Source organism: Azoarcus sp. Soil_N_20 (assembly GCF_057656155.1).
Genome location: NZ_JBDGKX010000001.1, coordinates 56200 through 74576, shown reverse-complemented (window position 1 = coordinate 74576; position 18377 = coordinate 56200). Strand labels below are relative to the sequence as shown.

Here is an 18377-nt window from a genome sequence, read left to right as displayed (position 1 = left end):
GACGATCAGACGACGAGGTAGCGGTAGGCCCCGCCGAAATAGATCAGCGGATCGGCGGGGGTGCGATCAAAGCGCACCACCTCGCTGATGAAGACGGTGTGGTCGCCGCCTTCATGACGTGTGGTATTGCGGCACTCGAAGCGCGCACAGCAACCATGCAGCAGCGGCGCGCCGCCCAGCCCATGGTCGAACCCCAGCCCGGCAAAGCGATCGCCGAGGCGGCTGGCGAAACGTTGCGAAACGGCTTCCTGATCGGCCGCAAGCACGTTGATCGCGTAATATTCGCAGGCTTCGAACAGCGCCCGACTGGGGAGGTCGTTCGCCAGGCTCCATACGATCAGCGGCGGATCGAGCGACACCGAATTGAACGAATTCACCGTCAGTCCGATCGGCTCGCCGGCGGGCGTGCGCATCGTGACCACGGTGATGCCGGTAGCGAACATGCCGAGGGCGTTGCGAAAACTGCGCGCTGCATCTTCGGCGGCGGTGGGCTGCTGGGACATGGAGAGGACTCTGGTGCGGCGCAGGCTACGCCCGGAAGAATTTGATCAGGCGGCGAATTATGGCCGCGCACGGGGGGGACGTCGAGTGCCGTGCGGCACACGGGCACCCCAACTGCTACACGAATACCGGAAACAGGCACCACGATGAGCAATTTTGCCCGCCGCCTGATCGAGTGGCAAGGCCATCACGGCCGCCACGACCTGCCCTGGCAGGGCAGCCGCGACCCCTACCGGGTCTGGCTGTCGGAGATCATGCTGCAACAGACCCAGGTCACCACCGTGATTCCATACTACCAGCGCTTTGTCGGCCGCTTCCCGGACGTGGCCGCGCTCGCCGCGGCTCCGGTGGAAGACGTGATGGCCTTGTGGAGCGGCCTCGGTTACTACGCCCGCGCACGCAACCTGCACCGCGCCGCGCAGCAAGTCATGAGCGACCATGGCGGACGTTTCCCGCGCCACTCGGCGCAGATCGTCACCCTGCCCGGCATAGGTCGCTCCACCGCTGCCGCCATTGCCGCCTTCTGCAGCGACGAGCGCGCGGCCATCCTCGACGGCAATGTCAAACGGGTGCTGTGCCGGGTGTTCGGCGTGGACGGATTTCCGGGCGAGAAGGCGGTCGAGAACCGGCTCTGGGCGCTGGCCGAATCGCTTCTGCCCGACACCGGTGTCGGCTCCTATATCCAGGCCCAGATGGACCTCGGCGCCACCGTGTGCACCCGTGGCAAGCCGGCTTGCGCACGCTGCCCGCTGGCCGCCGAATGCATCGCCCGCATCACCGGCCGCGTCGCCGAGCTGCCGGCCCCGCGACCGCGCAAGGCCGTCCCGCGGCGCAGCGTGCAGGTCGCGGTCATCGTCAGCCGCGGCGCGGTTCTCCTCGAACGCCGCCCGCCGAACGGCATCTGGGGCGGCCTGCTGGCCCTGCCCGAGGTGCCCGCGCAGGCGCAGGACGTGGCGGCCTGGGCCGCCACGCTGGGCATGGTCGGCGGACCGGCAAGCCGGCTTGCGCCCCTGACCCACACCTTCACCCACTTCATCCTCGACATGCAGCCATGGCGCATGGAACTCACGGCACCGCCGAGCGGCGTCGAAGAAAGAGGCAGGGTATGGCTCGACCTGACCCGCACCGACGACGCCGCCCTGCCGACGCCCGTCCGCCGCATCCTGGAGCGGATGGCAGGGCCGGATCAATCCGGTTGAACGCGCGGCCGGTCTTGAAGTTCGCCCCCGCCGACACCACCTGAGCGCCATCGCATCCAACACGGCCACCCCAAATGAGCGACGCCCTGCACCTTGTCTGCCCCCACTGCAACGCGGTCAACCGCGTGCCCGACACCCGCCTCACCGAACAACCGAACTGCGGCCAGTGCCATCGCCCGTTGTTCGCCGGCCATCCGCTGGAGCTGACGACTGCCAGCTTTGCCCGTCACATCGGGCGCAATGATATCCCGGTGCTGGTCGACTTCTGGGCGCCCTGGTGCGGACCCTGCCGGACAATGGCGCCGGCCTTTGTCCAGGCCGCGGGCATGCTGGAACCTCATGTTCGGCTGGCAAAGGTCGACACCGAAGCCGAGCAGGCGCTCGGCGCACAATACGGCATCCGCAGCATCCCCACCCTGGCGCTGTTCCGCCAGGGACACGAGATCGCACGGCAGGCGGGCGCGATGGGCGCGGCCGATATCGTGCGCTGGACACGAACCCAGCTCGGCCGCTAGGAGGCGCCGGGCGTACGACGGACGCCCGGCTAAGCGCGCAGCCGGCGCGCGGTCTCGACCAGCGCCGCGGCCACGCCCTCGAGCGCGGCCTGCTGCTGCGGATCGACCAGTCTGCCGTCGGACCCGACCGCGGCCCCCGCCCGCCCGACCGCGAGCTGCTGCGGAATCACCTGCATACCGAGATAACCGAGGATGTCGCGCACATGGAACAGTGCCCGCATGCCGCCCAGCGCGCCCGGCGAACTGCCGACCAGCGCGGCGGCACGACCGGCATAGACCGCTCCGCCGGAGCGCGCAGGATCGGCGGGGTTGGGGCGTGAGCACCAATCCAGCGTGTTCTTGAGCAAGGGCGTGATCGAGCCGTTGTACTCGGGACTCACCACCAGCAGGCCATCGCACGCCGCTAGCTGCCGCTGCAGGCGGACGATCGCGGGCGGCAGGCCGGATTCGGCTTCGAGATCGCCGTGGTACAGCGGTGCCGGATAGTCGGCGAGTTCCACCAGCGTGACCTCGGCGCCCGCCGCCTGCAGCGGTGCAACGCACACCAGGGCGAGGTGTCGCGCCAACGATGCGCTGCGTGCGCTGCCGGCCATGAGCAGGATGTTAGGGGTAGGCATGGGATGTGGCTCCGGTTGCGTGGTGAGCGAGTGACGGTAATCCGGTTTTCGGCCAGAACGCTGGTGACGCCGGCCATTCTGAATGGCAGCCTCAGCCGATATCGAGCAATCCGTGCTGGCGCAGGTACTGCTGCATGATTTCGAGCCGGCTGATCACGTCGTCGAGTTCGAGCAGACGCTGACGTGCGATCGCCGGGATCGGCAACATCTCGGCGTAGCGGGCGCCTACCCAGGCGGCATCATCGAAACGGTGCGGCAGCGGCATGCGGTCTCCGGCTTCGATTGCCAGTACCTGCAGCAGCGGCAGGATGTCGGCCTGCGCCGCCGGCACCGACTGCACCGCGGGCTCGGGCAGCCAGACCACCTCGCCGGTGAGCAGGCCATCGCGCTCGACCTCGTGGTCGACGATGCGAAAACGCCGTACCCCCCGCACAACGAGGCCCAGCACGCCCGGCTCGTCCATGTCCCAATGTTCGATGCGGGCCTCGGTACCGACCGGATGCGGCAGCGCCGCCTCGCCGACTTCGGGTCCTGCGGCGATCAGGCAGATGCCGAAACCGCTGCCGTCGCGCATGCAGCGCGTCACCATGTCCATATAGCGCGCCTCGAACACCCGCAACGGCAGCAGACCATCGGGAAACAGCACGGTGTTGAGCGGAAACAGCGGCAGGCGGACGGATGCGCTCATGCTGCGCCCCCTTCGTCCTCGCCCCAGCGCGCCATCAGTGCATGCTGCACGCCGAGCTGGTCGAGCACACGGGCAACGACAAAATCGACCAGATCCTGGACCGATTGCGGATGGTGGTAGAAACCGGGGTTGGGCGGCAGGATGCACACCCCGAGGCGCGCGAGCTTGAGCATGTTCTCGAGATGGATCGCCGAGTACGGCGTCTCGCGCGGCACCAGCACCAGCTTGCGCTGCTCCTTGATCACCACGTCGGCGGCACGCTCGATCAGGCTCTGCGACAGGCCGGCGGCGATCGCGGCCAGCGTCGCCATGGTGCACGGACAGACCACCATTGCGTCGGGCGGATTGGAGCCGGAGGCCGGTGGCGCGAACCACTCCTCGCGCCCGAACACCCGCAACTGGCCGGGCGCCGTATTGAAGCGGGCGCCGAGTTCGGCCTCCACCTCGGCCGGCCGGCCGGGCAGGTTCCAGTTCATTTCCTGGCGGGCGACGATCTGCGCCACCTGCGAATACAGCAGCCACACCCGGCAACCGGCGTGCAGCAGGCATTCGACCAGACGCAGCCCGTAGGGCATGCCGGAGGCCCCGGTGAAGGCCACGGTGATGGTGCGCGGAGTACTCATATCGGGTCGCGTCCTGTTGTCCGGTTGTCAGCGTACCCGATCACTTGAGGTAGTCGGTAAGGATTTCCCAGCGCCCGTCGCGAATCTGCGCCAGCCGGCCATGGCGGTTGCCGAGGTGGTCGGTGGCGCTGAAGCGGTATGGCGGGCTGTCGAAGAAATCGCGCGTGGCTTCGAGCCGCTCCAGAGCAGAGACGAAGCCGGGAACGGTGAGTTCCCGCCCGGCTGCATCGACCGCCCGGACGAACAGGTCGGCGACGCTGTAACCCATTGCGCTCCATACGTTGGGAGCGACCCCATAGCGCTCGCGATAGCGCGCGATCCAGCCGGCCAGCGCGCGGTCGGCCCCATCGGCATAAGGATGCGGCAGTACGCTCACCCCGAACAGCCCCTCGACCGCGGCACCGCCGAGCTCGTGGGTCTGGGCGGAATAGCCCGAAGCGGTCACCAGCATGTCCACCACCCAGCCGACCTTGCGCGCCTCGCTCATCGCCGCGATGGTTTCGCGCACCACGGTGGCGAGCACCACGAAATCGCAGCTCGCCGCGCGCAGGCGGGCGATCTGGCTGGAAAATTCGCTCGCCCCGCGCTTGTAGCTGGTCTTCTCCACCAGTTGCTGGCCGATCCGCACCAACCCGGCCTCGACCCCCTTCATCACTTCCAGGCCGTAGTCGTCGTCCTGGTACAGCAGACAGGTGCGCTTGTAGCCACGACTCTGCACCATGTGACGGGTGGCCGCCTCCATGTAGTCCTGGTAGGGCGCGAACAGCTGGAACTTGAGCGGGTGCAGCGGTGCGTAAGTGGATTCGTGTGGCGAGAACGGGAACAGGTGCAAGCGCCCGGCGTCGACGATCAAGGGCATGGTCGCCATCACCACCGGGGTGCCGAAATTGGCCAGAAAGGCAAACGCCTGGTCGCGCTGGATCAGCTTGCGCGTGGCCAGCACCCCGCGCTTGGGATCGTAGCCGGTGTCCTCCACCACCAGTCGCAAGCTGCGCCCGTGGACACCGCCAGCCGCATTGACTTCCTCGATCCGCATCAGCATGCCGTCGCGCACCGGCGTCCCGACCAGCGCGGCAGGACCGGACAGGTCCTGGATGCTGCCGAGCACGATCTCGTCGTCGCTCACGCCGGGAGTGGTGGCGCTCACCAGCAGCGCGTGGGCGGCGAGGGCGAGACCCAGGGCGAGGTGACGGACGAACATGACGGTAGTTCCGGACGACAGAGTCGGAATTATCCGACATTCCGGGCCCGAACCGGCACCCATCAGTGCGCAGCCAATCGCACCGGGCGGCGCTGCGGCGCCACCATGCCGGGAGATTGCGGGAACCTGGCCACACCTCATCTGCGGGTCACCGCGGAGCCAGCCCCTGCGGCCGCAACACCACCACCGCAACGATGACCGCGCCGAACAGCACCGCTTCGACCCCGGCGCCGCGCGCCCACTCGCCGGGCAGGGCGTCTCGCAGCAGGGCGATGGCCTGCGGCAGGCTGACGATCACCAACGCGCCCCACAGCGCACCGGACAAGCGACGCGCACCGCCGATGAAGACCAGCATCAGCAGCTCGAAGGAGAACATCAGGCCGAACTGGTCCGGACTGACAAAGCCGATCCAGTGCGCGTAGAGCGCTCCGGCAAGGCCGGCCAGTCCGCCGCCGATGACAAAGGCCGACAGCTTGGCGGCCGCAGGATCGATGCCGCAAGCTTCGGCGGCAGCGACCTCGTCCTCGCGCAACGCACGCCAGGCGCGCCCGCTGCGTCCCGCCAACCAGCGCCGGCACGCCGCCAGCGCCAGCGCCAAAGCAACGACGCTGACCGCAAGCTGCGCGGCCGGCCCACTCGCGGCGAGCCCGCTCCAGCCCAGCGCGGGAACGCTCAGCCCGGCACTGCCGCGGGTAAGCGATTCCCAACGGACCAGGCCTTCCTCCACGATCAATGCAAAGGCCAGTGTGCTCATGGCGAAGTAGAGACCTCCGAGGCGTCGCGCCGGCAGGCTGGCGAGCGCACCGCCCAGCGCAGCAGCCGCCACCGCCGCCGGCATCGACAGCACCGGCGGGACCCCGCGCAGCGCGAGCACGGCTTCGACATAGGCCCCGAGTGCAACCAGCGCACCCTGACCGAGGGTGATCTGCCCGGCCTGACCGACAATGATCACCAGCCCGAGCCCGGCAATGGCGTAGGTGGCGACCAGTGTGGCCTGGCCGAGCGCATAATCTGCACCCAGCACCACAACCGCCAGCGCAAGGATCGACGCCGCCAGCAACGCCCCCCGGGCGCCCCTCACCGTCGTCTCCGCCAGCCGCCCGCCAGGCCGTCGGGAAACAGCAGCAGAGCCGCGATCAGCAGCACATAAGGCACCACATCCTTGACCCCTTCGGGCAACACCAGCCCCGCCAACGCCTCGGCCACGCCCAGGAACACGCCGCCGGCGAGCGCGCCCGGCAGGCTGAACAGTCCGCCCAGCACCGCGGCGGGAAAGGCCTTCAGTGCGATCAGCCCCATATTGAGATGGACGAAGGTGATCGGCGCGAGCAGCAGTCCGGCCACGGCCGCGAGCGCGGCACCGAGCGCCCACGCCAGCGTGTGCATCGACGCCACCGGCACCCCCATCAGGGTGGCGATGCGTGCATCCTCCGAGCAGGCCCGCAGCGCCAGGCCGGCGCGGGTATGGCGAAAGAACAGCGTCAGCAGGACGGCGAGCACCACCGTCGCGACGATCACCAGCACATGGCTGAGCGACAGCACCAGGGGCCCGAGCCGCAGCACCGCATCGGCGAACGGCAGGCGGTACATGTCATGACTCGCCGCCGGCACGGCGGTAACCGTGCCGCGCAGCATCAGCCCGAGGCCGAAGGTGAGCAGCACCGCCACCAGATGCGGCTGACCGATCGCCCGGCGCAATACCGCGCGCTCGAGCAGCGCACCGAGCGCGGCCAGCGCCACCACCGCGGCCACTGCTGCCAGCCACAGCGGCCAGCCCGCACCCACATGCAGGGCGACGGCGGCAAAGGCGCCGACCATCAGCAACTCGCCCTGCATGAAACTGACGGTCTCGGTGGCCTTGTAGATGAGCACGAAAGACAGCGCCACCAGCCCGTAGACGCAACCGATGGCGATACCGCTGGTGACAACCTGGATCAGGGCGAGCATGGGCGCGAAGGATAGACCATCCGATCTCGCCATGCTCGGCCGGTAGCCGGGGCCGGCCACCTCGACGGCGGGCTCACCGCCCGCCACCCCTCGACAAGGACCCTTTCCGGGCCGGCCTCCCTGGCGGGGCAGACGTTCGCGGCCTTCGGCTTCCCGGCGGAAAAGGCGCCATCGGGGCGGCGACGCAAACTCGCCCTTCGGGCTCAGACATGCGTCGCCTTCTTCCCCGCTGACGCCTCTTCCGCCGGCGCTCTCGACAGCCCCGCCAGGGACACCGGCCCGGAAAGGGGTGGCTCAGCGCCCCCGCAGCCCCGGACTGACCGGCAGCGCGCAAGCCGCCAGATACTCCGCCTCCAGCCGATCGACCAGTTCCGCCACCGTCGGCACGTCGTGGATGGTCGCCACCCCCTGCCCCGCGCTCCACACATCGCGCCAGGCGCGCGCCTCGTCGGCCAGGTCGTGCAGCTTGCCCTTGGTATGGCCGGCCAGCAGCTGGCTACGCTCGAAACCGGCCTGCTCCAGGCTGGGCCAAAGGAAATTCGCATTGGTGCCGGAGATCGCGTCGGTATAGACGATCTCCGACGCCCCGCAATCGACGATCATCTGCTTGTAGCCGTCCTGCGCCATGGCCTCGCGGGTGGCGATGAAGCGCGTGCCCATATAAGCGAAATCCGCCCCCAGCACCTCGACCGCGCGGATTGCGGCACCATCGGAAATGCTGCCCGAGGCGATCAGCACGCCGTCCCAGAACTCGCGGATCTCGCGGATCAGACTGATCACGCTCTGGGTACCCGCATGCCCGCCCGCACCGCTGGCCACCGCGATGATTCCGTCCACGCCGGCCGCAGCCGCCTTTTTCGCATGGTAGGCATGCACGATGTCGGAGAACACCAAGCCGCCATAGGCATGCACCGCCTTCACCACTTCGCCCGGGTGACCGAGACTGGTGATCACGAAGGGCACGCGGTGGCGGACGATGGTGGCAAGGTCTTCCTCCAGGCGATTGTTGGACGGATGCAGGATGAGGTTCACGCCATGAGGGGCGCATGCCGCAGCCAGGTCCGCCTCGCGACGTCCGGCCAGTGCGCGATCGATGCGGGTCAACCATTCGTCGAGTTGCGCCGCCGGGCGGGCGTTGAGTGCCGGAAAACTGCCGGCGACCCCGGCCTTGCAACTGGCGATGACGAGCTCGGGGCCGGACACGAGGAACATCGGCGCGGCGATCGCCGGCACCCGCATGGTGCCGCGAAAGGATGCGGGAATGGACATGCTGTCTCCTGTTGGTTCTGGGCCGCGCGGGGTGAGGCGTGCGGCGCGAGCACGCACTCTAGCATGGCCGCGCGGCAATTCAAACGATCGTTTGAATTGCCGCGCACATGCTCCCGACCATCTCCTGCGTGATGCTATGCTGCGGCCCCATGAATGGAATCGATACCCTCATCTACGGCATCGGCATCGGTGGTGTGGCGGCCCAGGCGGCCGCCGGCGTGCTCGACGCCGGGCGCAAGCCCTTCGACCTGTTCGGCATGGTGGTGGTGGCGCTGGCCGCCTCGCTCGGTGGCGGATCGCTGCGCGACCTGCTGCTCGATCGCACCGTGTTCTGGATCGCCGACCAGAGCTATCTGATCGCCGCCGTCGTCGCCGGCCTCGCCACCTTCGCCTTGGTCCGCTTCGTGCGGCTGCCCGCGCGCCTGTTCCTGCTGCCAGACGCGATCGGGCTCGCCCTGTTCACCGTATCCGGCACCCAGGCCGCGCTCGCGCTCGGCACACCGTGGCTGGTGGCCAGCCTGATGGGCGTGATCACCGGCGTGTTCGGCGGCATCGTCCGCGATGTGCTGTGCAACGAGGTGCCGCTGGTGTTTACCGCCGAGCTCTACGCCACCGCGTCATGGGCCGGCGCAGTGCTGCTGATCGGCTTGATCGACGCCGGCGTCAGCCCCGGCTGGGCGGCGCTGGCGGCGGGCTCGCTGGTGCTTGCGATCCGGCTCGGCGCAATCCGTTACAAGTGGCGACTTCCGGTATTCGTGGCCCGAAGCTGAAGCGGGCGTAACCCATGGTGGATAGGATCGCCCGATCCGGATAACATCCCGGCGTCACCGCGGGCACGGCCGTCAGGGACCAGCCCGCTCAACCCGTCAGGAGAACCGTCATGAGCATCATCAAGGAATTCAAGGAATTCGCGATGCGCGGCAACGTCATCGATCTCGCTGTCGGCGTGATCATCGGCGGCGCCTTCGGCAAGATCGTCGATTCGCTGGTCAAGGACATCGTGATGCCGATCGTCGGGCGCATCGTCGGCGGCGTGGACTTCCGCCATCTCTATCTGAACCTGGGCAGCGACACCTACGACACGATGGAAGCGGCAGAGAAGGCCGGTGCCCCGCTGGTGAAGTACGGAGCCTTCATCAATACCTCGATCGATTTCATCATCATCGCGTTTGCGATCTTCGTGGCGATCAAGGCGATCAACAAGCTCAAGCGCGCCGAGCCGCCGGCGCCGGCCGAACCCCCGCCCGAACCCGACGAAGTGAAGCTGCTGCGCGAGATCCGCGACACGCTCAAGCAGCGCGCCTGAACGGCCTCATCCGCCACCCGCGGCTTGCGCCTGCGTCCGAGTGCCGGGCGCGGGTGTCGCGTCTTCAGCCGTAGGGGCCGCCGACGAAGGGATTGCTCACGCGCTCCTCGCCGAAGGTCGAGGTCGGTCCGTGTCCGGGGAGGAAGGTGATGTCGTCGCCGAGCGGGAAGAGCTTGTTGCGGATGGAGCTGATCAGCGTCTTGTGATCGCCGCGCGGGAAATCGGTGCGCCCGATGGAACCGGCGAACAGCACGTCGCCGACGATGGCCAGGCGCGCACCGGGATGAAAGAACACGACGTGGCCCGGGGTATGACCCGGGGTGTGGATCACCTGCAGCGTCTCCTCGCCCACCGTGACCGTGTCGCCGTCGTGCAGCCAGCGGTCCGGGGTGAACGACTCCACCTCGGGGAAACCGAACATCTTGCTCTGCTGCGGCATGCCGTCGATCCAGAACCGGTCTTCCTCCTGCGGTCCCTCGATCGGCACCCCGAGCTCGCGCGCCAGCTTCGCGGTTCCACCGGCGTGATCGATATGGCCGTGGGTCAGCAGGATCTTCTCGATCGTGACCCCGAGCTTTTCCGCCGCGGCCAGGATGCGGTCGAGATCGCCGCCCGGGTCCACCACCGCCGCCTTGCGGGTCTTGTCGCACCAGATGAGGCTGCAGTTCTGTTCAAACGGGGTGACGGGGACGATACGGACGTCGATCATGATGGCGAACACAATTCGGGGAAACGGACCCCGATGATAACGCGCCCGAGCCGCTCAGGCTCGGGGTGCGGAACGGTTCGCCGGCACCGGCCCGCGATTACTTGTCGGCGTTGGGAAAGAACAATTGCTCGCCGCCGATCGTGTAACCGGCGATGGTCTGCTGACCGGCCGGCGAGATCACCCAATCGACGAACTTCTGCGCGTCAGCGGCCTTCACGTGAGGGTGTCGCGCCGGATTCACCACCATCACCCCGTACTGGTTGAACAGACGTTTGTCCCCTTCGACCAGCACCTTGAGGTCGGCCCGGTTCCTGAAGTTGAGCCAGGTGCCGCGATCGGCCAGCACATAGGCACCGGACGAGGCTGCCATGTTGAGCGCCGGCCCCATGCCACAGCCGCATTCCTTGTAGCCGGAACCCTTGTCCGTTTCTCCCCCGGCGGCCTTCCAGTAACGCAGCTCGGCTGCATGGGTGCCACTCTTGTCGCCGCGGGAGATGAAGCTCGCGTTGGCTGCGGCGAGCTTCTTCAGGGCGCCGACCACATCGGTGCCGCGCAACCCGACCGGATCCGCCTCCGGCCCGATCAGCACGAAATCGTTGTACATCACCGGATAGCGCCTGACCCCGTAGCCTTCGGCGACGAAGCGCTCCTCGGCCGCCGCATCATGGACGAACAGCACATCGGCATCGCCGCGTCGTCCGCTGTCGAGTGCCTGCCCGGTGCCGAGCGCGACCACCTTGACCTCGACGCCGCTGGCCGCGGTGAACGCAGGCAGCAGATGGGCGAACAGCCCCGACTGCTCGGTGGACGTGGTCGATGCCATCACGATGGATTGGGCCGATGCAATCGACGCCGCCGACAGCAGTACGGCGAGCACACAGAGCCTGGGGAAAGGAGCGGAAATGATGTCGGACAGTTTCATGCGACCTCCACGGGTTGGGCGATGATTACCGCCAGCGGCGGTTTCTCTCGATTTCCGGTAACGTAAGTGCCCGCGGGACTTCCATCAATATGAATGGCCATGCATAGGATCCACTTTCACTACACCCTCGGTGACGACGCCAGCCCGGCGAGCATCCGCAACCCGCTGATCGACCTGCTGCAGGCGGTGGCCGAGAACGGCTCGATATCGGGTGCGGCCAAGAAGCTGCAGTTCTCCTATCGCCACGTCTGGGGTGAGCTCAAACGCTGGGACGCGATCCTCGGTCAAAGCCTCGTCGTGTGGGAAAAGGGCCAGGCCGCCCGCCTGACCGAATTCGGCACCAAACTGATGTGGGCCGAACGTCAGGCCCAGGCGCGGCTGCTGCCGCAGATCGAGGCGCTGCGCGCCGACCTCGAACGCGCGTATGCCGTGGTGTTCGACGACCGCGTGCATGTGCTGACCATGCACGCCAGCCATGACGAGGCCCTGGCCGCGCTGCAGGAACACGCCCGCCAGCCGGCGCATCGCCTGCACCTGGATATCCGCTACAGCGGCAGCGTCGACGCGATACGCGCGCTCAACGAGGGGCGCTGCCTGATGGCCGGTTTCCACACCCTGCACGGTGCGGGCAACGGCAGCCTGACCCAGCGTACCTACAAGCCGCTGCTGCGTCCGGGCAAGCACAAACTCATCGGTTTCGCGCGCCGCACCCAGGGCCTGATCGTGGCGCCGGGGAATCCGCGCGGACTCCATGCCCTGGCCGATGTGAGCCGGAGCGGTGCCCGCTTTGCCAACCGCGCACTGGGCACAGGAACCCGGGTATTGCTCGATGAACTGCTGGCGCGGGCCGGCGTCGCGCCGGAATCCATCCGCGGCTACCAGCACGCCGAACCCTCGCACGCGGCCGTCGCGCAGGCAGTCGCCTCGGGCGCAGCGGACGCCGGGCTCGGAATCAAGGCCACCGCACTGGCCCGCGGGCTGAGCTTCGTGCCGCTCGCGGAAGAACGCTATCACCTTGCCTGCCTGAAGTCGGCACTGGACGAGCCAGCAGTCGGGGCTCTGCTGCAGTTGCTGCGCGATGGCGCCTGGCAGCGCCAGCTGGGAAGCCTGCCCGGCTACCAGCCGGCACAATCGGGCGACGTCCTGTCCATGCGGCAGGTGCTGCCGTGGTGGAGTTTCCGCGGCCCGAAGCCATGAGGCCGGATCAACCGAACAGACTGTAGAGCATCTTCAAGGACAGCAGCACCAGCACCCCGGCGAACACCTTCTTGAGCATGGCCACCGGCAGGCGATGTGCCAGGACGGCGCCATAGGGCGCGACGAAGATGCTGACCACGCCGACCAGCACCAATGCGGGCAGGTAGATGTAGCCCAGGGTCTGTGGCGGCGTGCCCGGCGCGCCCCAGCCGTTGATCAGGTAGCCCACCGTTCCTGCCACCGCGATCGGCAAGCCGATCGCGGCCGAGGTGCCGATCGCGTGCTGCACCTTGACGTTGCACCAGGTCATGAACGGCACCGACAACGACCCCCCGCCGATCGCCACCAGTGCGGACACCCCCCCGATCCCCAGCCCGGTCGCGGTCATGCCGCCCGTGCCGGGCAGCTCGCGCGAGGGCTTGGGTTTGACGTTGAGCAGCATCTGGAACGCCACGTAGGCCATGAAGCAGGCGAAGAAGATCGCCAGCGGCACGGTATCCACCCGCGATGCAATGAAGGTGCCGCCGAAGGTGCCGAGCAGGATGCCCGGCGTGAGTCCCCGCACGATGTCCCAGCGCACCGCGCCGCGCGCGTGATGGGCGCGCAGGCTCGCCACCGAGGTCAGCACGATGGTGGCCATCGAGGTGCCGAGCGCCAGATGCACCACCTGCTCGTGGGCAAAGCCCTGGGCGAGGAAAAAGGTGGTCAGCATCGGCACCATGATGCCGCCGCCGCCCACCCCGAGGAGCCCGGCAAAGAAGCCGACCACGCCGCCGAGCGCCACATAGGCCAACCACCATAGATCGAATTCCATTGTTCCCGACATCCCGGCGCACCGTGGCGACCGCCGCCACGGCAAAGGCGGAATGGTGGCCAGTTCGGCGAGCCAACGCAAGGCCGGGGCGCAGGATCACCGGACGGGGGAACTCTGCCGCCCATCCCGCCCAACGCCGTAACCCCACCGCCGTAACATGGAGCGACTGCGATCCGCAGCCCGCCCCGGACCCGAACGGTACTGCGCGCGGTAAAGTCCACCCATGAACACGCAGCCGCCCCCCGCCCCGTCCAGCCCCCCGCGACCGTGGCGCAGTTACGTGCTGGCAGCCGCCGCGGTCGGCGCGGTGGCGGGCGTCGGCGCACCGCTGCTGGGTCAGTTCGATCTGGCCAATATCGCCATGCTGTTCCCGCTGGTGGTGATGCTCGCCGCTGTCCGGCTGGGGCGCGGTCCGGCGGTACTGGCCGCCTTCCTGTCGGTGGCCCTGTTCGATTTTTTCTTCGTGCACCCCCATTTCACCTTTGCGGTTGGCGATATCCAGTACCTGCTGACCTTGACCGTACTGCTCGCGGTCGCACTCACCACCGCCGAACTGGCCGCACGTCTGCGACGCCAGCGCGACGTCGCCGAAGCGCGCGAACGCGAAGCGCGCCAGCTCTACCACACGGCACAAGCCTTGTCGGCGGCGGTCAGTGCCGAGCACATCGAGGCCATCCGTACGCGCACCCTGCCGCCGCAGCCGGGCACGGCGGCGTCCGAATCCCTGCGTGAAACCTACGCCACCCTGTTCGCCACCGCGCTCGAACGGGTACAGTACCTTGCCGAGGCCGAACGCAGCCGGATCGAGATCGAGGCCGAACGCATGCGCAGTGCCCTGCTTGCCACCCTGTCGCACGACCTGCGCACTCCCTTGACCGCCCTCGCCGGGCTGGCCGAATCGCTGCCCTTGGCCGGTCCGCCGTTGCCGCCGGCACAAGCCGAAGTGGCCGAGGCGATACGCGCAGAGGCCTTGCGCACCCACGCGCTCGCACGCGACCTGCTCGATCTGGTCCGCCTCCAGTCCGGCGCCATCACCCTGCGCCGGACATGGCTGCCGCTCGAAGAAGTGGTCGGTGCGGCACTGCAGGCGCGAGCCAGCCTGCTGACCATGCATCGCGTACGTATCGAGCTGCCCGACACCCTGCCCCTGGTCGAGCTCGACCCGGTCCTGATGGAACGCGTGCTGTGCAACCTGCTGGAAAATGCCGCGCGCCATACGCCGGCCGGCGGCTGCATCGGGATCGGCGCAAGCGCGCACGCCGACACGCTGGAGCTCAGCGTGAGCGACAACGGCCCCGGCCTGTCGCAGGGCGACGCGCAGCCGGCGGGCACCGGCCTGGGGCTGGCGATCGTGCGTGCGATCGCCGAAGCACATGGCGGCCAGCTCCAGACCGGCAGGCCGGAGGGCGGCGGGGCCCGGTTCACCCTCCGCTTGCCGCTCACGCCACCGCCACAGTTCCCGGAGCACGAATCATGAGAGAACCCAACACACCGGCTCCGATCGTGGTGATCGTCGAGGATGAGCCCGGCATCCGCCGCTTCGTGCGCACCGCGCTCGAAGCGGCGGGCTGTTCGGTGATCGAGGCCGGCACCGCCGAGCGGGCCGGCATCGAGATGGCCGCGCGCAAGCCCGACCTGCTCATCCTCGATCTCGGCCTGCCCGATGACGACGGATTGACCGTACTCAGCGCGCTGCGCACATGGTCGAGCATTCCGGTGTTGATCCTGTCCGCGCGCAGCGACGAGCACGACAAGGTCGCCGCACTCGATGGCGGCGCCGACGACTACCTCACCAAGCCCTTCGGCATCGCCGAATTGCAAGCCAGGGTGCGCGCCCTGCTGCGGCGCACGCTGCGTCCGGCAGAGGGATCCGCGCGCATCAGCTTCGGCGACATCGAGGTGGATCTCGCCCGCCGCAGTGTCACCCGGGGGGGTGCGCCGGTGCACCTGACCCCGATCGAATTCAAACTCCTCGCTCATCTGCTTACCCACGCCGGTCGCGTCCTCACCCACCGCCAGTTGCTCACCACGGTATGGGGACCGAACCACGTCGAGCACAATCATTACCTGCGGGTCTATATGAGTGGGCTGAGACGCAAGCTGGAAGCCAATCCCGGCTTTCCCGTCCACATCCTGACCGAGTCCGGGGTGGGATACCGGCTGGAGCTGTAGCGGTGCGCTCAGCGGCGCCAGAAGGCCGGGGTCATCACCACCAGCAGGGTGAAGATCTCGAGCCGGCCGAGGATCATGCCGAAGCTCAGGACCCAGGTCTGGAAATCGCTCAATCCCTGGTAATTGTCGGCCGGCCCCACCGCGCCCAGCCCGGGGCCGGTGTTGTTGACGCAGGCCACCACCGCCGAGAACGCGGTGAGCAGATCGAGCCCGGTGGCCGACAGGATCAGGGTCAGCGCAACCAGACACACCATGTACATGAAGCTGAACGTCAGCACCGCCAGCAAAACGCTCTCCGACACGGGCTGGCGCCCGAGCCTGACCGGCAGCACCGCATTGGGGTGCAGGGAGCGCAACACCTCGCGATACACCTGCTTGTACAGGATGATCGCGCGCATCATCTTGATCCCGCCTCCAGTGGAGCCCGAGCACGCGGCAAAGCTGCCCAGGAACAGGATCCAGACCTGCGCGAACAGCGGCCACAGGGTGTAGTCGTAGGTGGCAAGACCGAGCGAGGTTGCCAGCGAAACCGCATGGAACGAGACGTAGCGCAGGGTGGTAAGTCCGTCCTCGTGCGCGTTGAAACGCATCAGATACAAGGTCAGAAAGGCGATGGTCGCGATCAGCACCACCAGGAGCCAGGGAATCTCGGGGTCTTCGGCATAGGCCCGAAAGCTGCGGCGGGCAAACGCGAGATAGTGGGTCGCGTAGTTGAACCCTGCCAGCAGCGCGAATCCCATGGTGACCACTTCGACCGGGACGCTGTTGAAATACCCGAGACTGGCATCCTTGGTCGAGAACCCGCCCAGTCCCATCACCGTGAAGGAGTGGATCACCGCCTCCCACGGATCGAGCCCGGCCCACCACAACGAGAACCCACAGGCGATGGTCAGCAGTACGTAGACCGTCCACAGCCCCTTCGCAGTCTCGGTAATCCGCGGCGTCAGGCTGGACTCCTTCATCGGCCCCGGGGCCTCGGCCTTGAACACCTGGCGGCCGCCGATGCCGAGCAAGGGCAGCACCGCGACCATCAGCACGATGACGCCCATGCCGCCGATCCAGTGCATGAAGGTACGCCACAGGTTGATCGAGATCGGCATCGCGTCGAGGCCGGTGAGCACGGTCGCACCGGTGGTGGTAAGGCCTGATGCCGCCTCGAAGTAGGCATCGGTGAATGACAGCTCGGGCATGAAGAACAGCAGCGGCAAGGCGCCGAACACGGGGACCACGACCCAGGTCGCGGCCACCAGCAGAAAGCCGTCGTGCACGCGCAGGTCGCGTCGGTGGTGGTGGGTGAGCAACCAGGACAGCAGGCCGGCGGCGACGGTGACCACGATGGCCAGGTCGTAGGCCTCGGTCGCTCCGTCGTCGAGAAAGAGGGACACCAGCAGCGGAAAACCCATCACCAGGCCGAATAGCATCAGCACCAGGCCGAACGCACTGATAACAGGAAAGTAACTGCGCATCCGATCGGACCGGTGTGCACGCATGCCCACCGGCAAACAGAGGAAAGGCTGCGGATGCTAGGGGGGCGGATGTAAAGATGGTGTAAAGATCCTGCACCGCAACATCCGGATCACATGTTCGGGCAAACACGGATAGGCAGAACGCAGGGGAGGAGGCACATTGCAGGGGTCGCAAACAGCGGGACCGCAGATCGGATGGCCTCGACTGCAGGTCCCGGATGAATCCACAAGCAAAGGCAGGAGACCCTCGATGAGACTGATCCGCACTCTCGGCCTGACGGCCGGCATGATGCTTGCCGCCACGGTCGGCACGGCCCAGGCGCAGCAGCAGTTCATCAACGTACTGACCGGCGGCACCAGCGGCGTGTACTACCCCCTCGGCGTCGCACTGTCGCAGGTCTTTGGCAAGGCCTTGCCCGCTGCCAAGGTCAGCGTGCAGGCCACCAAGGCCAGTGCGGAAAACCTGAATCTGCTGCAGGCCGGGCGCGGCGAGATCGCGTTCTCGCTCGGCGACGCGGTGTCCGATGCCTGGAAGGGGGTCGAGGACGCCGGCTTCAAGACCAAGCTCGGCAAGCTGCGCGGGGTGGCGGCGATCTACCCCAACTATATCCAGATCGTGGCGGCGGCCGATTCCGGGATTCGAACCCTGGCCGACCTGAAGGGCAAGCGGGTATCGGTGGGTGCGGCGCGCTCGGGCACCGAACTCAACGCGCGCGCAATCTTCAAGGGCGCCGGCATGGGCTACGCCGATCTCGGCAAGGTGGAGTACCTGCCCTTCGGCGAATCGGTCGAGCTGATCAAGAACCGCCAGCTCGATGCCACCCTGCAATCGGCCGGTCTCGGCGTGGCTTCGCTGCGCGACCTGGCGAACGCGCTCAACATCGTGGTCGTCCCGGTGCCCGCCGACGTGGTGACCAAAGTCGGCGATCCAGCGTATGAGGCCGGCGTGATTCCGGCCAACACCTACCAGGGCCAGACCGCGGATGTCCCCACGGCACGGATCCGCAACATGCTGATCACCCATTCGGGCGTGTCGGACGACACCGTATACGCGATGACCAAATCGATGTTCGATAACCTCGACCAGCTCGTCTCCGCCCATGCCGCAGCCAAGGGGATCGTGCCCAAAGAGGCGATTGCCGGCATGCCGATACCGCTGCATCCGGGTGCGGAAAAGTACTACCGCGAAGCCGGCATCCTCAAGTAAGCGCAACGCGGCCGATCTGATCCC

General features: G+C 67.6%; 20 protein-coding genes. 8 read left to right on the top strand and 12 right to left on the bottom strand.

The annotated features are described in order from the left end of the window. Positions 1 to 5: 5 nt before the first annotated feature. The gene (locus AC3A35_RS00410; RefSeq protein WP_487433817.1) at positions 6 to 503 is read right to left on the bottom strand and encodes a flavin reductase family protein; all 498 of its coding nucleotides are present in this window, start codon (positions 501 to 503) and stop codon (positions 6 to 8) included. Positions 504 to 647: 144 nt separating this feature from the next. Here AC3A35_RS00410 and mutY point away from each other — a divergent pair, with 144 nt between their 5' ends. After that, positions 648 to 1700, top strand: coding sequence for an A/G-specific adenine glycosylase (gene mutY, locus AC3A35_RS00405; RefSeq protein WP_487433816.1), 1053 nt, complete (start codon positions 648 to 650; stop codon positions 1698 to 1700). Positions 1701 to 1774: 74 nt separating this feature from the next. Further along, positions 1775 to 2215, top strand: coding sequence for a thioredoxin TrxC (gene trxC / locus AC3A35_RS00400; RefSeq protein ID WP_487433815.1), 441 nt, complete (start codon positions 1775 to 1777; stop codon positions 2213 to 2215). A gap of 29 nt (positions 2216 to 2244) precedes the next feature. Here trxC and AC3A35_RS00395 read toward each other — a convergent pair whose 3' ends face one another. The 7 genes from AC3A35_RS00395 to AC3A35_RS00365 all read right to left on the bottom strand — a co-directional run bounded on the left by AC3A35_RS00395 (position 2245) and on the right by AC3A35_RS00365 (position 8560). After that, entirely contained in the window at positions 2245 to 2832 is a 588-nt protein-coding gene (locus AC3A35_RS00395) for an NADPH-dependent FMN reductase (protein ID WP_487433814.1), read from the bottom strand. A 91-nt stretch (positions 2833 to 2923) separates the two neighbouring features. Then, positions 2924 to 3520: an LON peptidase substrate-binding domain-containing protein gene (locus AC3A35_RS00390; RefSeq protein WP_487433813.1), complete on the bottom strand. Its 597-nt coding sequence runs from the start codon at positions 3518 to 3520 to the stop codon at positions 2924 to 2926. Then, on the bottom strand, positions 3517 to 4143 hold the full coding sequence (locus tag AC3A35_RS00385) for a flavin prenyltransferase UbiX (protein ID WP_487433812.1): 627 nt from the start codon (positions 4141 to 4143) through the stop codon (positions 3517 to 3519). The genes AC3A35_RS00390 and AC3A35_RS00385 overlap by 4 nt, the downstream gene beginning before the upstream one ends. A gap of 40 nt (positions 4144 to 4183) precedes the next feature. After that, entirely contained in the window at positions 4184 to 5344 is a 1161-nt protein-coding gene (locus AC3A35_RS00380) for an ABC transporter substrate-binding protein (protein ID WP_487433811.1), read from the bottom strand. A gap of 148 nt (positions 5345 to 5492) precedes the next feature. Continuing rightward, on the bottom strand, positions 5493 to 6425 hold the full coding sequence (locus AC3A35_RS00375) for a branched-chain amino acid ABC transporter permease (protein ID WP_487433810.1): 933 nt from the start codon (positions 6423 to 6425) through the stop codon (positions 5493 to 5495). Further along, positions 6422 to 7291 carry a branched-chain amino acid ABC transporter permease gene (locus AC3A35_RS00370; protein ID WP_487434691.1) on the bottom strand — a complete coding sequence of 290 codons (870 nt, stop codon included), beginning with the start codon at positions 7289 to 7291 and terminating at the stop codon, positions 6422 to 6424. The genes AC3A35_RS00375 and AC3A35_RS00370 overlap by 4 nt, the downstream gene beginning before the upstream one ends. 294 nt (positions 7292 to 7585) lie before the next feature. Beyond that, positions 7586 to 8560, bottom strand: coding sequence for an NAD(P)H-dependent flavin oxidoreductase (locus AC3A35_RS00365; protein WP_487433808.1), 975 nt, complete (start codon positions 8558 to 8560; stop codon positions 7586 to 7588). Between the two features lie 149 nt (positions 8561 to 8709). Here AC3A35_RS00365 and AC3A35_RS00360 point away from each other — a divergent pair, with 149 nt between their 5' ends. Then, the gene (locus tag AC3A35_RS00360) at positions 8710 to 9330 is read left to right on the top strand and encodes a trimeric intracellular cation channel family protein (RefSeq protein ID WP_487433807.1); all 621 of its coding nucleotides are present in this window, start codon (positions 8710 to 8712) and stop codon (positions 9328 to 9330) included. Positions 9331 to 9440: 110 nt separating this feature from the next. Continuing rightward, entirely contained in the window at positions 9441 to 9866 is a 426-nt protein-coding gene (gene mscL / locus AC3A35_RS00355) for a large conductance mechanosensitive channel protein MscL (protein ID WP_487433806.1), read from the top strand. A 64-nt stretch (positions 9867 to 9930) separates the two neighbouring features. Here mscL and AC3A35_RS00350 read toward each other — a convergent pair whose 3' ends face one another. Together AC3A35_RS00350 and AC3A35_RS00345 are read right to left on the bottom strand one after the other, a co-directional pair. Next, complete coding sequence (locus tag AC3A35_RS00350) at positions 9931 to 10575, bottom strand: MBL fold metallo-hydrolase (RefSeq protein WP_487433805.1); 645 nt, start codon at positions 10573 to 10575, stop codon at positions 9931 to 9933. A 97-nt stretch (positions 10576 to 10672) separates the two neighbouring features. Then, on the bottom strand, positions 10673 to 11497 hold the full coding sequence (locus AC3A35_RS00345; protein ID WP_487433803.1) for an ABC transporter substrate-binding protein: 825 nt from the start codon (positions 11495 to 11497) through the stop codon (positions 10673 to 10675). A gap of 99 nt (positions 11498 to 11596) precedes the next feature. Here AC3A35_RS00345 and AC3A35_RS00340 point away from each other — a divergent pair, with 99 nt between their 5' ends. Further along, positions 11597 to 12694 (top strand): substrate-binding domain-containing protein, encoded by a 1098-nt coding sequence (locus AC3A35_RS00340; protein WP_487433802.1) that lies wholly within the window; start codon positions 11597 to 11599, stop codon positions 12692 to 12694. 7 nt (positions 12695 to 12701) lie between these two features. On the opposite strand, the gene AC3A35_RS00335 is transcribed toward AC3A35_RS00340, so the two are convergent. Further along, positions 12702 to 13508, bottom strand: coding sequence for a sulfite exporter TauE/SafE family protein (locus AC3A35_RS00335; RefSeq protein ID WP_487433801.1), 807 nt, complete (start codon positions 13506 to 13508; stop codon positions 12702 to 12704). Positions 13509 to 13788: 280 nt separating this feature from the next. Between AC3A35_RS00335 and AC3A35_RS00330 the strand changes: the two genes are divergently transcribed. Continuing rightward, positions 13789 to 14985, top strand: a complete 1197-nt coding sequence (locus AC3A35_RS00330) for a DUF4118 domain-containing protein (RefSeq protein WP_487433800.1) — start codon at positions 13789 to 13791, stop codon at positions 14983 to 14985. Continuing rightward, the gene (locus tag AC3A35_RS00325; RefSeq protein ID WP_487433799.1) at positions 14982 to 15680 is read left to right on the top strand and encodes a response regulator; all 699 of its coding nucleotides are present in this window, start codon (positions 14982 to 14984) and stop codon (positions 15678 to 15680) included. The genes AC3A35_RS00330 and AC3A35_RS00325 overlap by 4 nt, the downstream gene beginning before the upstream one ends. An 8-nt stretch (positions 15681 to 15688) precedes the next feature. Here AC3A35_RS00325 and AC3A35_RS00320 read toward each other — a convergent pair whose 3' ends face one another. After that, a complete protein-coding gene (locus tag AC3A35_RS00320) occupies positions 15689 to 17146 on the bottom strand; it encodes a TrkH family potassium uptake protein (RefSeq protein WP_487433798.1) in 1458 nt (485 codons plus the stop codon). A gap of 250 nt (positions 17147 to 17396) precedes the next feature. Between AC3A35_RS00320 and AC3A35_RS00315 the strand changes: the two genes are divergently transcribed. Continuing rightward, positions 17397 to 18353: a TAXI family TRAP transporter solute-binding subunit gene (locus AC3A35_RS00315; RefSeq protein ID WP_487433796.1), complete on the top strand. Its 957-nt coding sequence runs from the start codon at positions 17397 to 17399 to the stop codon at positions 18351 to 18353. The last annotated feature ends 24 nt before the right edge of the window (positions 18354 to 18377 follow it).

Coding starts and splice junctions, on each gene's coding strand:
- AC3A35_RS00410 (WP_487433817.1), bottom strand. CDS start 503: ATGTCCCAGCAGCCCACCGCCGCCGAAGATGCAGCGCGCAGTTTTCGC.
- mutY (WP_487433816.1), top strand. CDS start 648: ATGAGCAATTTTGCCCGCCGCCTGATCGAGTGGCAAGGCCATCACGGC.
- trxC (WP_487433815.1), top strand. CDS start 1,775: ATGAGCGACGCCCTGCACCTTGTCTGCCCCCACTGCAACGCGGTCAAC.
- AC3A35_RS00395 (WP_487433814.1), bottom strand. CDS start 2,832: ATGCCTACCCCTAACATCCTGCTCATGGCCGGCAGCGCACGCAGCGCA.
- AC3A35_RS00390 (WP_487433813.1), bottom strand. CDS start 3,520: ATGAGCGCATCCGTCCGCCTGCCGCTGTTTCCGCTCAACACCGTGCTG.
- AC3A35_RS00385 (WP_487433812.1), bottom strand. CDS start 4,143: ATGAGTACTCCGCGCACCATCACCGTGGCCTTCACCGGGGCCTCCGGC.
- AC3A35_RS00380 (WP_487433811.1), bottom strand. CDS start 5,344: ATGTTCGTCCGTCACCTCGCCCTGGGTCTCGCCCTCGCCGCCCACGCG.
- AC3A35_RS00370 (WP_487434691.1), bottom strand. CDS start 7,291: ATGCTCGCCCTGATCCAGGTTGTCACCAGCGGTATCGCCATCGGTTGC.
- AC3A35_RS00365 (WP_487433808.1), bottom strand. CDS start 8,560: ATGTCCATTCCCGCATCCTTTCGCGGCACCATGCGGGTGCCGGCGATC.
- AC3A35_RS00360 (WP_487433807.1), top strand. CDS start 8,710: ATGAATGGAATCGATACCCTCATCTACGGCATCGGCATCGGTGGTGTG.
- mscL (WP_487433806.1), top strand. CDS start 9,441: ATGAGCATCATCAAGGAATTCAAGGAATTCGCGATGCGCGGCAACGTC.
- AC3A35_RS00350 (WP_487433805.1), bottom strand. CDS start 10,575: ATGATCGACGTCCGTATCGTCCCCGTCACCCCGTTTGAACAGAACTGC.
- AC3A35_RS00345 (WP_487433803.1), bottom strand. CDS start 11,497: ATGAAACTGTCCGACATCATTTCCGCTCCTTTCCCCAGGCTCTGTGTG.
- AC3A35_RS00340 (WP_487433802.1), top strand. CDS start 11,597: ATGCATAGGATCCACTTTCACTACACCCTCGGTGACGACGCCAGCCCG.
- AC3A35_RS00335 (WP_487433801.1), bottom strand. CDS start 13,508: ATGGAATTCGATCTATGGTGGTTGGCCTATGTGGCGCTCGGCGGCGTG.
- AC3A35_RS00325 (WP_487433799.1), top strand. CDS start 14,982: ATGAGAGAACCCAACACACCGGCTCCGATCGTGGTGATCGTCGAGGAT.
- AC3A35_RS00320 (WP_487433798.1), bottom strand. CDS start 17,146: ATGCGCAGTTACTTTCCTGTTATCAGTGCGTTCGGCCTGGTGCTGATG.
- AC3A35_RS00315 (WP_487433796.1), top strand. CDS start 17,397: ATGAGACTGATCCGCACTCTCGGCCTGACGGCCGGCATGATGCTTGCC.